Origin of the sequence: Streptomyces turgidiscabies Car8, from assembly GCF_000331005.1 — a bacterium.
Classification (GTDB): Bacteria; Actinomycetota; Actinomycetes; order Streptomycetales; family Streptomycetaceae; genus Streptomyces; species Streptomyces turgidiscabies.
Genome location: NZ_AEJB01000257.1, coordinates 38609 through 52716, shown reverse-complemented (window position 1 = coordinate 52716; position 14108 = coordinate 38609). Strand labels below are relative to the sequence as shown.

The 14108-nt window shown below is 71.3% G+C and carries 8 protein-coding genes; all 8 read left to right on the top strand.

The features are described from left to right. Window positions 1-143: 143 nt before the first annotated feature. The 8 genes from STRTUCAR8_RS16775 (at window position 144) to STRTUCAR8_RS16740 (ending at window position 14107) form a co-directional block, all read left to right on the top strand. The gene (locus STRTUCAR8_RS16775; RefSeq protein WP_044472329.1) at window positions 144-2009 is read left to right on the top strand and encodes a phage tail sheath subtilisin-like domain-containing protein; all 1866 of its coding nucleotides are present in this window, start codon (window positions 144-146) and stop codon (window positions 2007-2009) included. A gap of 73 nt (window positions 2010-2082) precedes the next feature. Beyond that, the gene (locus STRTUCAR8_RS16770) at window positions 2083-2607 is read left to right on the top strand and encodes a phage tail protein (RefSeq protein WP_006376990.1); all 525 of its coding nucleotides are present in this window, start codon (window positions 2083-2085) and stop codon (window positions 2605-2607) included. 44 nt (window positions 2608-2651) lie between these two features. Beyond that, a complete protein-coding gene (locus STRTUCAR8_RS16765; RefSeq protein ID WP_006376968.1) occupies window positions 2652-3446 on the top strand; it encodes a T4 family baseplate hub assembly chaperone in 795 nt (264 codons plus the stop codon). After that, window positions 3439-4194 carry a hypothetical protein gene (locus tag STRTUCAR8_RS16760; RefSeq protein WP_006376975.1) on the top strand — a complete coding sequence of 252 codons (756 nt, stop codon included), beginning with the start codon at window positions 3439-3441 and terminating at the stop codon, window positions 4192-4194. The genes STRTUCAR8_RS16765 and STRTUCAR8_RS16760 overlap by 8 nt, the downstream gene beginning before the upstream one ends. Window positions 4195-4258: 64 nt before the next feature. Beyond that, window positions 4259-5188 carry a Pvc16 family protein gene (locus STRTUCAR8_RS16755; RefSeq protein ID WP_006376977.1) on the top strand — a complete coding sequence of 310 codons (930 nt, stop codon included), beginning with the start codon at window positions 4259-4261 and terminating at the stop codon, window positions 5186-5188. A gap of 62 nt (window positions 5189-5250) precedes the next feature. After that, window positions 5251-7197, top strand: a complete 1947-nt coding sequence (locus STRTUCAR8_RS16750) for an ATP-binding protein (protein ID WP_006376978.1) — start codon at window positions 5251-5253, stop codon at window positions 7195-7197. Beyond that, a complete protein-coding gene (locus tag STRTUCAR8_RS16745) occupies window positions 7188-7472 on the top strand; it encodes a hypothetical protein (protein ID WP_006376969.1) in 285 nt (94 codons plus the stop codon). Before STRTUCAR8_RS16750 ends, STRTUCAR8_RS16745 begins: the two co-directional genes overlap by 10 nt. Then, the gene (locus STRTUCAR8_RS16740; RefSeq protein WP_006376981.1) at window positions 7469-14107 is read left to right on the top strand and encodes an eCIS core domain-containing protein; all 6639 of its coding nucleotides are present in this window, start codon (window positions 7469-7471) and stop codon (window positions 14105-14107) included. Before STRTUCAR8_RS16745 ends, STRTUCAR8_RS16740 begins: the two co-directional genes overlap by 4 nt. Window position 14108: the final 1 nt, after the last annotated feature.

The window sequence follows — 14108 nt, the reverse complement described above, 5'->3', positions numbered from 1 at the left end:
TCTGACGGGGGAAAGCTGATGAGGTGTCATGGGCCGGCGCGTTCTCGCGCTCCGGACAGTTCCGTGCGCACCCGACCGGACGACTCTCCCTCCGCCTCCTCTTGGTGCCCTCATCCGGTGCCCGGACAGAGATTGGAGGGGGAATGCCGACGACAGCAGTGGGTGCGGCCAGGCCGACATACCCCGGCGTCTACGTCGAAGAGCTTCCCAGCAGCAGTCGTACCGTCTCCGCCGTGACCACGTCGGTGACCGCGTTCGTGGGGCACACCCGGCGCGGACCGCTGAACGAACCCGTACGTGTCACCGGATTCACCGAGTTCGAGCGGCGGTTCGGCGGCCTCGCCTCGCAGAGCGCCGTCGCCTACGCCGTGCACCAGTTCTTCGGCAACGGCGGCTCCGTAGCCGTGATCGTGCGCGTCGCGAAGTCCGGCAGCGGCAAGGCCGCTTGTGTCGCCCTGGAGTCCACCGAGGGTCACAGCGAGGCCCACGTCCTCGAAGTGCACGCCAGGGAACCCGGCGTGTGGGGCAACGGCCTGCGCGTCGCCGTCGACTACGACACCCCGAACTGCGACGAGACCTTCAACCTGCGCGTGTACGACGCGAAGGGCGACGCCCGCGAGTCCTTCACCGGGCTGTCGATGGACGAGGGAAACGGGCGGTACGCGCCGACCGTCGTCAACGCCGGGTCGCGGCTCATCCGTGTCGAGGCGGTCGGGGAGGGGCGGCCCGATCCGTCCGGGACCGTGTCCAAGCCCTTCGGCAACGAACTGCCGGACCTGGCTGTCGACGTGACCGTCAAGATCGGGGACGTGGAGCGGGAGTTCACGCTCCACGACCCCGAGTGCGACGGCGAAGCCCCGTGCTCCGTCGCCGAGTTGGCGCTGCTGCTGGAGCGCAAGCTGCGGGCGCTGCCCGACGCGCCGGGCCGGCACGCCTACGCGGGTGTCGAAGTCACCGCGTTCGGGCGGCGGTTGCAGGTCGTGGCCGGGTCCACCGACCCCGAGGACGTCGTCCGCTTCCTCGGCCAGTGCGCCAACGACCTGGGCCTCGAAGCCTCCGTCAACCCGCCCGTCTTCCCCCTGGAGGGCGGCGAGGACGGCAAGGCCCCCGGCCCGCGCGACCTCATCGGCTCCGAGGCCGCCAAGACCGGAATCCAGGCCCTGCGTGGCGTCGCCGACGTCAACCTGCTGGCCCTGCCCGAGCTCGCGGCGTACGAGAAGACCGAGGACATGCTCACCGTCGTCTCGTCGGCGCAGCGGCTGTGCGAGGAGCGGCGGATCTTCCTGCTCGTCGACGCGCCCAGCACCTGGGTGAGCGTCGACACGGCCCGTGCCGGGCTCGCCGCCTTCGACGCGGTCCGGGGCAGCCACGCCGGTCTGTACTTCCCGCACATCCAGCTCACCGACCCGCTCACCGGACGGCTGCGCGCCTTCCCGCCGTCGGGCGCCGTCGCCGGGGTCGTCGCGCGGACCGACGCGGAGCGTGGGGTGTGGAAGGCGCCGGCCGGGACGGAGGCGCGTCTCGCGGGCGTCCACTCGCTCACCGTCGACCTGACCGACCGCGAGACCGGGCTGCTCAACCCGCTCGGCGTCAACTGTCTGCGGACGTTCCCCATGACGGGGCCGCTGGTGTGGGGGGCGCGCACGCTGGCGGGCTCCGACGCCCTCGACAGCGAGTGGAAGTACGTACCCGTGCGGCGGCTCGCGCTGCATGTCGAGGAGAGCCTCCAACGGGGCCTGCAGTGGGTCGTGTTCGAGCCCAACGACGAGAGTCTCTGGCAGCAGATCCGGCTGGGCGCCGCCTCGTACCTGCACACCCTGTTCCGGCAGGGCGCCTTCAAGGGCAGCACGCCGCGCGAGGCGTACTTCGTCAAGTGCGACCACGAGACGACGACCGACGAGGACGTCGCGAACGGCGTCGTGAACGTCCTGGTGGGCATCGCGCCGGTGCGTCCCGCGGAGTTCGTGATCGTCAGGATCCAGCAGACGTCCGGACAGTTCGCCCTCTAGGGCAGAGAAGGCCCCCGACGGCCACCGAAGGCCACCGAAGGCCCCGAGCATCGTGGAGAGTTGAAGGAATCCGATGGCTGAGTTCACGGTCAACGCCCAGCGCTTCGACCCGTACAAGAACTTCAAGTTCCTGGTCCTGTGGGACGGTCGTACGGTCGCCGGCATCAGCAAGATCAGTCCGCTCAAGCGGACCACGGAGGTCGTCAAGCACCGCCACGGCGGCGACCCCTCCTCCCCGCGCAAGTCGCCGGGACGCTCCGAGTTCGAGGGCATCACCCTGGAGCGCGGGGTCACCCACGACCCCGAGTTCGACCGCTGGGCCAACAAGGTCTGGCAGATCGGGGCGGGCCTCGGCTCCGAGGTGTCCCTCGCGGACTTCCGCAAGGACATCGTCATCCAGGTCCTCAACGAGGCCGGTCAGGTCGCCGTCTCGCACAAGCTCTACCGGACCTGGCCCAGCGAGTACCAGGTCCTCGGCGAACTCGACGCCAACGCCAACGCGGTGGCCATCCAGTCGCTCAAGTTGGAGTGCGAGGGCTGGGAGCGGGACTACGAGGTGCCCGAGCCGCAGGAACCGTCGTTCCTGAACCCGGCCTGAATCGACGGTAGTTGATCGAGAGCTGATCGAATCGGGGGGACGGTATGGCGATCACCTCGGCGGCCGGACTGCTGGCCGCCTGGGAGGCGGGCCTCGCCGAGGCGCCGGTCGGGCGTGCGCTGCTGCTGCACCGCACGGCACGTCCGGACGTCGACACCGGGAGGCTGCCACAGCTTCCGGTGGGCGAGCGCGAGGCGGACCTGTTCGCGCTGCGCCGCTCGCTGTTCGGCGAGCGCATGCAGGTACGGCTCGCGTGCTCTGCGTGCGGCGAGGACATGGAGTTCGAGCTGGACGCGGGGGAGTTGGCGCGGTCGCTGGGCGGGCGGGAGGGGCCGACGGGCTCAGCGGACGGGCCGCCGACCGGGAGCGGAGGGGTGGCTTCGGCCGGGCTGGGGCGTTCTGTTGTGCGGGTTCGGGAGGGTGGCTGGGACGTCGTGTTCCGGGTGCCCGGGGTTGCCGATCTCGCTGAGGCGGGCCGGGCGGCGGATCCGCGTGGGGCGCTGCTCGCGCGGTGCCTCGTGTCGGCGGCGCACGACGGTGACGTCGTGTCCGCGACGGACCTGCCCGTCGCTGTGCAGCGCCGGATCGCCGAAGCCGTCGAGGCGGCCGACCCGGGCGCCGACCTGGCGCTGAACGTTGCCTGCCCGGAGTGCGGGGCGGCGACCCGGGCCGAACTCGACATCGCCTCCTACCTGTGGACCGAACTGGACGCCTGGGCACGGGACGTGCTCCTCGACGTCCATCTGCTCGCCACCGCGTACGGCTGGAGCGAGCCGGAGATCCTGGCGCTCAGCCCGCTGCGCCGCCGCTACTACCTGGAGCTGTGTGCGGATGTCTGACTCCCCTGCGGGAAGCGGGCGATCAAGCCTGCCCGAGCCCGACTTCCTCGACCGCCTCATCGCCCGGCACACCGCCGGAGCCGTCTCGGGCGCGTCCCGGGTGCGGCCCCGGCTGCCCGGGCCGTTCGAACGGGTCGAGGCGGTACGGGCCACGGCCCCCGAACCGGACGGCCAGGGCCCGTTGTGGCCCGCCGCGGCCCCGGTCGTCGGCGTATCCCGCCCGGACCGTCCGCACCCGGTGGCGTCCGGGGCCCGCCCGGTCCCGGAACGGGAGCGGACCGTCGTACACACGGAACGGGTGCACGACGGCCGGCCCACCGAACCCGCGCCGCGCACCGCCGACCCCGAAGGGCCCCTGCTGCGGCCGGTCACGCCACTGCTCCCCGGCCCCCGACCGGCCACCGGACCCCCGCGCCGCACGGCGGGCGGTCGGCGCCCCGAGGACGACTCCACCCGGAGCGCGGTGCCCACGTCCAGCACCTCGGCCCTGGACACCGCTTCCCGCGCCGCCATGTCCGGGGTCCCGCGACCCAGCGCCGCGGACACGACCGCGGCACGCGAAGCCGTACGGCAGGCCACCGCACGACGGCCCGGACGGACGCCCGAGCAGGTGGTCGAGGTACGGATCGGGCGGCTCGAAGTGACGGCGGCGGCGCCCACGGGAGGTACCCGTCGGCGTACGACGGCTGCCGAGCGACCCGGAGCGACCGTGAGCCTCGCGGACTACCTGGCCCGGGGGCGCGAGTGAACCGCGCGACGCGGCCGGCGGAAGAAGCAGTCGGACGAGCAGCAGGGACCGAGGAACAGACGTCATGAGCAACGCACTTGCCATCGCCCACGTCACCCAGGCCCTCGCCGCCCTGATCGAGAACAACCTGGGGCCGGAGTTCGACGCGGCCGTCACGGTCGAGACACGCAAGCCGCCGACCGAGCCGTCCGGCGAACCGACCATCCATGTCTTCCTGTACCAGGTCACGCCCAACACCTCGCAGCGCAACAACGACCTGCCGACCCGCGCCGCCGACGGCACGCTGGTCAAGAGGCCCGCCGCCGCGCTGGACCTGCACTACCTGATCAGCGCGTACGGCGAGGAGAACGAACTGGTCGGGCAGCGACTGATCGGCATGGTCGTCCGCACCCTGCACGAGATACCGATCCTGCCCAAGGACGTCATCGAACAGGCCGGTGAGAAGCCGTACCTGGCGGGCAGCGACCTCCTGGAATCGGCGCAGCGCGTCCGCTTCACACCGACGGTGATGGACGTCGACGAGACGTCGAAGCTCTGGGGAATGCTCTACCAGACGCCCTACTCGCTGTCGGTCGTCTACCAGGCCGCCCTCGTCCTCATCGAGGGACGCGAATCGCCGGTCGCGGCGAAGCCGGTCCAGCGGTCCGATGTGCGCGTGCTGCCCTTCGGGGCGCCGGGAGCACCCGCGCCGGGCGGACGGGCGCTACCCGTGAACGAGAGTGCCCACGGCGGTAGTTCGGACGCGGAACCAGAGCCGGGGCCGGAATCGCAACCGTCGTCCGGGCCCGGAAAGGCCGCGGCGAAGGCGCCTGCCAGGAAAGCCGTGGTGAAGGTACCGGCGAAGGTGACGCCGGCCCGCACGCGCAAGGCAGCCCGGCCGGCGAAGGCGGCGGAGCCGGGCTCGCGCGGCGGCGCGGGCAAGCGCGCGACCGCCGCTCCGGACAGGGCAGACAAGCCCGACAATCCCGACAAGCCTGCGAACACCGAGAGCTGACGGCCGGGTGCGGACAACGAGCGGGGGCAGCTGACGACATGGGGAAACCAGAGGGGACGGGCGTGAACGCCACGGGTCCGGCGACGCTGACGGCGGAGATCCGGCGTGTGCTCGCCCGTGTCGACGCACACGCGGCGCACGCCGGAGAGGGGACAGGGCCCGTCGAGGTCCCGCGCCCCGACAGCACGCCCGTGGCCGCCGGTCCCGTCACCGCGCCCCTCGACGCCCTCGTCACCTGCTTCGGTCTCACCCCCTTCGAGCGGGACCTCGTACTCCTCACCGCCGCCCAGGAGTTGGAGCCGACCGCCGCCGCCCGCTGCGCCGCCGCCTGCGGTGACCGGGAGCGGACGTACCCGACCTTCTCGCTCGCCCTCGCCGCGCTCGCCGAGCCGCACTGGAGCGCGCTCACCCCGGTGGCGCCGCTGCGCCGCTGGCGGATCACCGAGCTGGACGACGAGTCCAGGCTGACGACCTCCAGGCTCCGCCTCGACGAACGCATCCTGCACTTCCTGCTGGGCTCGCCCTACCTCGACGCCCGGCTGCACGGCCAGCTGCGCCGAGCGAGCGTGCCGGACCGGCTGCCGCCCTCGTACGACCTGGCCGCGAGCCGGGTCGCGGCCGGCTGGGCGACCGGGGCGAGCCCCGACGCGCCACTGCTCGTCGAGGTGACCGGCGGTGATCTGCGCAGCCGCGCCGACATCGGCGCCGCCGCGGCGGCCCGCGCCGGGCTCGGGCTGTACTCGCTGAGCGCCGAGGACATCCCCGGCGACCCCGCCGAACGGGACCGCTTCGCCCGGCTCTGGCAGCGCGAGGCGATCCTGCTGCCCGCCGCGCTCCTCGTCGATGTGGGCGAGCTGGACCGCGACCAGCGGACGGCGACGGAGGCGTTCCTCGCCGGGGCCGCCGTACCCGTCGTGGTGTCGAGCGAGGACCCGCTGCGCACGGACCGCCCGCACGGCACCCGGGTGACTGTCCCCCGGCTCGACGAGGAGGAGCAACTCGCCCTCTGGGCAGACGCGTTCGACGACGTCGCCGACCTGGCCGAAGGTGAACTCCGGTCCCTGGTGGCACAGTTCCAGCTGCCCCCGCATGTGGTGCGGGCGGCGGCATCGGCCGTACGGCGTGATCTGCCCGGCGAGGACGACCTGGACGCGGCCGAACTCGCCTGGCGGGCCGGGCTGGACGAGGCCCGGGTCGGCATGGACGAGCTGGGGCGGCGGATCGAACCCGAGGCGGCCTGGGGCGACCTCGTGCTGCACGAACGGCAGACGAGTGTGCTGCGCGAGATCGTCGCGCATGTGCGCCGGCGGCCGACCGTCCACCAGGAATGGGGATTCGCCGCGACGCTGCGCCGGGGGCTCGGCGTCACAGCCCTCTTCGCGGGCGGCTCCGGCACCGGCAAGACGCTGGCCGCCGAGGTCATGGCGAAGGAACTGGGCCTCGACCTGTTCGTCGTCGACCTCTCCCAGGTCGTCAGCAAGTACATCGGGGAGACCGAGAAGAACCTGCGCCGGGTCTTCGACGCCGCCGAACGCGGCGGCGCACTCCTCCTGTTCGACGAGGCCGACGCCCTCTTCGGCAAGCGCAGCGAGGTCAAGGACAGCCACGACCGGTACGCCAACCTCGAAGTCAGCTATCTGCTGATGCGCATGGAGGCCTACCGGGGCCTCGCCATCCTCACCACCAACATGAAGAAGGCCCTGGACACCGCCTTCCTGCGGCGCATCCGCTTCGTCGTCGACTTCCCCTTCCCGGCGGAACACGAACGCGCCGAGATCTGGCGCCGGGTCCTGCCCCCGCAGGCCCCGGTGAAGGACATCGACTCGGCCCTCCTCGCCCAACTCACCGTCGCGGGCGGCTCGATCCGCAACATCGCCCTGTCCGGCGCGTTCCTCGCGGCCGAGGAGGGCGACCGCCTCCAGATGCGGCACATGCTCGCGGCGGCCCGCACCGAGTACCTCAAGCTGGAGCGCTCCCTGACGCCGACGGAGGTCCGCGGATGGGTGTGAACAGGGAGCCCTCGGCGATACGGCTGGACATCGGGGAACTCGTGCTCGACGGGTTCCGGGCGGATGCCGAGCGGGTCTCGGCGGCCTTCGAGCATGAACTCACCCGCCTGGTACGGGAGTACGGCGTGCCACTCGCGGCCGACGGCGCGGTGGGCGTCGACGCGCTGACCGGGCTGCCGCCGCTGCCCGCCGGCCTGTCCGCGCGCCGCCTCGGGCAGGAACTGGCACGCGCCGTGCACCAGGGGCTCAGCGGGCAGGGGGAGGTGACCCGGTGAACGGCAACGCACAGTCCCAGGACGCCCGTTCGGAGCAGTCGGCCGCGGAACAGCGCCGACGCAGGCGCAAGGAACGGGGCGCCAAGTCCCGTACGCCCGAGCCGAGAAGCATCGTCAGCGGCGCCGGACAGCCCCTCGACCCCGGCGTGCGAAGGGAGTTGGAGGAACAGCTCGGCCACGACCTGAGCCGCGTACGGCTGCACACGGACCGTGACGCCGGGCAGCTGACGGAGCTGCTCGGGGCGGACGCCGTCGCCATCGGCCAGGACATCCTCTTCCGCGAGGGCGCCTACCGCCCCGGCACGGCGGACGGACAGCGCCTGCTCGCCCACGAACTCCTGCACACCGTGCAGAACCCGCACGGCCTGGGCACCCTGCGGGCCGGGCGCGAGCTGGGCGCGGTGAGCCTGCCGCAGCAGGCGATCGAACGGGAGGCGGAGTCGGCGGCACGGGAGCTGGTGGACTCGAAGGACTCCGCCCCCGAGGCAGCTGAGACCTCTGCGGCCTCCACGGTCCAGGAGGGGCAGGCCACCCCGGGCTGGCTGCGGTACGCCACCGTGGACGCCGACCGGATGCGAGCCGAGGCTGTCGACCCCGCCACACTCGTGGACCGGCTCGCGGGCGGCGTACTGCGCTCGCTGCGCGGCGACCCCGCCGACGCCTCCGGCCGGGTACGGCTCCAACTGGGCCGTATGTCCGAGCAGTTGGAAGACGCCGTCATCGAGCGGCTGGAAGATCGGCTGCTCACCCCCGAGTACGAGCGTCTCCTCGACATCGCCGAACAGGCCGACGGCCCCGGTTTGTTGGAACTTCAGCCCGCCGAGGTACCGCTGCCCGAGATCGACCTCTTCGACGAACTCGGGGTCGAACGCGTCCAGTGGCAGCACAAGCAGGAGTCCGGCCGTGGCTCCCGGGACAAGCGGGCAGCCGACTCACGCGAGGAACAGCACGACGCCAGGGCCCGTGACGAGAAGAACGGCAGCGACCGCAGCCGGGCGCGCTCGGACGCCGCCTCCGAGGACCAGGAGGCCGCCCGCCGTGCGGAGCAGGAGGACGAGCGCAACGCCTCCCGGCAGCAGGCCGCGCGGGAGCAACGGCAGGAGGACGAGAAGGCCGCCGCAGGCCGCGAGCGCACCGACGAGGCCGCCGACCAGCGCGCCCAGGGGCAGCGGCAGGGCGTGGAGGAGGCCAAGGAGGAACGCAGGGAACAGCGCGAGCGTGAGGAGGCCGACCCCGAGCAGGCCAACGCCCCCGGCGCCGACAAGCGCGGGCGCAAGGACCGGCAGACCCAGCCGGCCGCCGGCGCCAGGCGCGCGGAGCTCGACCCGAAGCAGCAGGGCCGCCCCGGACCCGTACGCCCGGAGAAGGTGGACGAGCGGGCCGAGCAGCCCGACTCCGCCCTGTCCGAACACGGCTTGAACGAGCAGGACGAGCACGGGGACGCCGAGGTCGATCCGCGCGAGGAGGAGCAGCCGCTCGGCCTCGAAGCGGGCGCCGACCGGGACATCGCCGGCGGCGAGGACGAGGGCCCGCACGCGCCCGGCGCCCTGGGCGGCCCCGCGATCAGGCCCGAGGACCATCTGCCCGAGACCGACCTCGACCTGTCCGCCGTACCGACCGCGGACCAGCTCCGGCCGGGGGCCGCCGAACCGTCGCCGCCCTCCTTCCCGACGCCGCCGCCGACGAAGGCGGAGAAGATCGAGCAGGAGCGGGAGAAGCAGGAACAGGAGCGGGACGACGAGGCCGGCGCCGGCCCCGAACCGAAGGCCCCCGGCCAGGACGAGGGTCCCGTCGAGGGTGAGGCGCCGCAGCCCGAGAACGGACCCGCCGCCCAGGCTCAGGACCGCGGCACCCAGGACCTCCAGGAGACCGAGAAGCCCCTCGACCAGGAGGTCGGCCCGGACCCTGCCACCGAGGACAGGGAGCGGCCCGAGCCCGAGGCCGAGAAGCCCGACCCCGGACAGCAGCAGGAGAACGAACAGACCAAGGCCCCCGGCGACTCCGACGACTCGGGGGAGGCCGGGGCGGACGGCGCCGACGAGCGGCCCGACGCCAGGGACGCGCAGGACGAGAAGAACGACCAGCAGGAGCGTACGAAGGCGGAGGCGCGGTCGGCATCCGGCTCGGCGGCGGCGACCGGGGGCCCGTCACCGGCCACGGCGAGCCCGGCGGCGGCCACCACGAGTACCCTCTCGGCCGCCGTGTCCCGGCCCGCCGGCGCGCAGACACCCAGGACCGCTGTCGAGGACCTCGACCCCTCGCCCGCCGCCCGGCGCGGAGCCGAACCGCCCAGGTCCGAGCGTGAGGCGCCCCCGGCCAAGAGCCGCATCCCCAAGGAGACCGGGCCCGGCGCGGTGCCGCGCGGACCGGTGGGCGGTGCCGAACGGAGCGGGCCGACGACCGCCGCCGGACCCGGCGCCGCGCCGTCCGCCGCGCAGGCGGCGGTGAGCCCGGCCGCCGAGCAAACCGGGGCACCCGGCCAGAACGCGGAGGGCGGAACCCCGCAGCCCGAGGCGTCCCTGGAGAAGGACGGCGGCGGCTGCGCGCCGCCCGAACCCGCGGCGGAGAAGGATGACGGCGGCAAGGGGAGTTGCGGGGGCGGTGGGGAGGCGGCCCCCGAGGAGAAGGAGCAGGAGCCGCCGGACGTCTCGGGGCAGGACCCGAAGTCTGCCGTACAGACCGTGAGCAAGCTGGCGCCCGACCAGGCGGCCGCCGCCATGCCCGGCGTCGACAAGGCCGCGGACCGGAAGGTCGGCGAGGAACAGCGGCGGCTCGACGCCAACGCGCCCACCCGGGAACGGCCTTCGGGCGCGCCCGAGACACGTTCGGCACCGCCCGAGGCCGCCCCAGCGGCAGCCCCCGTCACCGGCAAGGTGGAAAGGCTCGGCCCGGAAGACCAGGGCGAGAAGCAGAAGGCCAAGGGCAGCGAGAAGGCAGCGGGCGCCAAGCCGACCGCTCCGCCGCCGCCGGCCCCCGCCGTGCCCGCCGAAGGGCTCAGCGGCGCCGAGGCGCAGAGCGTGGAGGCGGCGGCCGATGCCGTACCGACGCACGACCCCGCACTGGAGAACAAGACGGTCGGCCCCGCGCCGAAGATCCGCCTTGAGGGCGCCAGCGACCCGACCCGTACGGACGACCAGCAGAAAGCCCTGAAAGAGAAGCAGTCCGACATCCAGCGGACCGGCCGCGACGACGCGGCGAAGTCCCTGGGCGAGGACCAGATCTTCCCCGATGCGCCCAAGGAGCAACTCACCGGCAAGGCCTCCGGTGGCGGGCGCGGCAAGGGCGGCGGTCTCAAGGCACTCTCCGCGCCCAAGGCCGGCGTAGGCGCCGTCGCCAAGCAGGAGAAGGGTTCCGAGATCCAGGGCGCCGCCGGTCAGGCCCAGGGTGACCTCGCGGCCACGGAGCAGGCGCAGAAGCAGGGCGAGCAGCAGGCCAAGCAGGAGAAACAGGCCGAGATCGACCGCGAGGTCGACCGGAACACCGAGAAGCAGACCGGCGAACGAGGCAGGGTCGCCCGGGAGACACAGGCTCAGCGCGAGGACTGGCGGGCCGAGCAGGACAAGAAGATCGAGGACGCGGACCAGAAGTCCGAGGAGGAGCACGGCACCAAGAACAAGGAGATCGTCAAGGCGCGCGACGACAAGGACAAGGAGGTCGGCGAGCGCAAGGACAGGGACAACGCGCAGATCGACACCGAGCGCGAGAACGCCGAGAAGGAGGCCGAGAAGAAGAAGGCGGAGAAGAAGCCGTCCGGCGGCTTCCTCGGCTGGGTCGCCGACAAGGTGGGCGACTTCTTCAAGGGCCTGCTCGAAGCGGTCACGAAGGTCTTCGAGGCCGCTCGCGCCCTCGTCAACGGCATCATCGACAAGTTCAAGGAGTGGGCCAACGCGGCGATCGACTTCGTCCGCGATCTGGCCGTCGCGGCGATCAACGCGCTCGCCGACGTCCTGATCGCGATCGGCGATGTGCTGCTCGCGGCGTTCCCGGAACTGCGCGACAGGTTCCGCGATGCGATCGAAGGCATGCGGGACGCCGCCATCGCGAAGGTCAACGAGTTGGCGGACGGCCTGAAGAAGGCCGTCAACGCGCTGCTCGACGCGCTGGCAGCAGGGTTGAACGCGCTGCTGGACGTACTGGAAGCCGGGGTCAAGGCGGCCATCAAGGCCTTCCAGTCCATCATCGAGGGCGCGATCAAGTTCGCCCAGGCGGCGATCGAGGCGCTGGGCAAGTTCGCGGCCCTGGTGGCGGACATCGCCCCCGACCCGGGCGGCTGGATCTCGAAGGCGGGCAGCTCGGCCAAGACCGGCATCTCGGACCATCTGTGGGGCGCCATCAAGGTGGGCGTCAAACGGTGGTTCGACACCAAGGTCGAGGGCATCCTGGGCCTAGGCAAGGCGGTCGTCGACGTCCTGGTCAAGGGCTGTGTCTCACTCAAGCAGATCGGCAGGATGGCGTGGGACGCGATCATCGCGTCCCTGCCGATGATGATCGCGTCGCTGGTGATCGAGAAGGTCGTCTCGATGATCGTCCCGGCGGCGGGTGCGATCCTCACGATCGTCCAGGGCCTGATGGCGGCCTGGCAGAGCATCAGCTCGATCCTGTCGGCCTTCTCGAAGTTCTGGGCCTACCTGAAGGCGGTGAAGGCGGGCCCGGCGGCGTGCCTGTTCGCGGAGGCGGTCGCGGCGGGGGTGGTGGCCCTGCTCGACTTCATCGCCAACTTCCTGATGATCAGGCTCTCTTCGGCGACGAAGGGAGTGGGCAAGCGGCTCAAGGCCATGTCCCAGAAGATCATGGACGGCCTGAAGAGGACCGGCAAGGGAGCACGGTCGGCGGCGGGTTCGGCGGTCAACAAGGCGCGGGGGGCGCTGCGGAACGCTACGCAGAAGGTGCGTGAACCGGCGGTCGCGCCGAGGCCGAAGGGGGCGCCTTCACCGGGTCCGAAGTCCCCGGTGAAGCCGAAGGACATGGCTACGCCCAAGGGGCCTGCGAAGCAGGAGCCTGCGGCGGCGAAGCCGAAGGACGGGACGGCGGGGCCGGCCAAGGACAGGGCTCCGGACCAGGATCCGTCGAAGGACAGGACGCCTGACAGGGACCAGAGCCCGGCCAGGGAGAAGGATCAGTCTCCGTCGAAGGACAAGTCCCCCGATCCCGCCGCCAAGAAGAAGAAGGAGATCGAGGGCCCCAAGCCGACCAAGCCGAGGAAGCCCAAGTCTCCGGCGGGCAAGGCCCTCGCGAAGGCCAAGGGGGCGGTCAAGTCCGCCCTGAAGAAGGTCGGCAACGCGGCCAAGACCCTCGGCAACAAGCTGAAGAAGACCAAGGTCGGCAAGGCGCTGAAGAGCGGCGCGTCGAAGCTGCGGGACGCCTTCAGAAAGAAGAAGGACCGGCTGCGCGACGACAAGAGGCGCCAGCAGGAGCAGAAGAGGCGGGCCCAGGACCGGCGGAAGAAGGAGGAGAAGTCCAAGGAGTCGAAGGAGGCACGGCTTGCGAAGATCGTCGCGCGTCTCCGGCCTCGTGTGACTGCCTTGCTCAAGCGGGGAGTCCCTGACGCTCCTCTGCGGGCTGCCCTCGCAGCTATGCGCGTCTGGTATCGGCTCACCGGCTTGGCCCGGTCGGGCGCTGGCCGCTTCACGATCGACGCCAGGCTGAATCCTCAGGTTCAGGTCCAGGACGGTGTCGAGGTGGATCGGGATCGCCTGCTGATCGAACTGCGTCGCATCTCTGAGGAGATCGTGGAGGAGAACTCGACGAGAGGAACCTCTGGTCGCATCAGAGAGATGGAGCCGACAGCCGGTTCACGAGATGAGCAGGGGAACACTCGGGAAATTCCCACCTATTCCATCCCTACGCGAGTCAGGATGCCCGCAGTCCTCTCCTTTGCTCGCAAGATGAGTTTCGCGGGTCCCGGCAAGAAAGAAATTCTGGCTTTCGCGGACCAGCCTGCTCCCCTCGAAGTGAACGGTTCGGTGACCGGCGTGGAGTTCGAACGCGCTGGTGTGGCCCGGCAGCAGGGTGCGTTCGGGAAATCGCTCACCAATAAAATTGTGAAGATGTTGCGGGGCGGCAAGGAAGTGAGGGATCAGCTCGACTATGAAACGATCGGCAAGGTGGTCGAAGCCAGCGGTCAAGGAGAGTCCGTCGCGCGCGATGTCATCAAGTATCTCCGGGGTAAACGCGCGAGTCGTGAGAACAGTGAAATCGCCTCCTTCCTGGCCGTGCTGACGGTTGTACAGGAAGGTCACCGGAACCCGTCTGCCGTGGCCACCGCCGCCATGACGTTCCAGTCGGCCCAAGCCGGACAGAACTTCGCGGATGCGCTGACAGGCATGCCTATGGCGCTGACTCGGGAGGAGTACACGAACAGGCGCGGTAATACGGCGTACAGGGGTGGTGCTGTCCCCGCTGCCAACCAACTGAACCGGTATCTCGGGCGTGCGGGGCAGGGAAGGGGAACCGAGCAGGGTCCCGGCGGAAGGTTTGGCAGAGAGATGATGGATCGTGAAATCCGGGCCATCCAGCAATGGATCAGGTACACCGGCAACCTGACTGTGGACACGGAGCAGGACGCTCAGAAGATAGAGCAGCAGATCTTCGAGCAGATAAGGGCGCGGATACGGAGGGTCTATGGGATGTCATAGT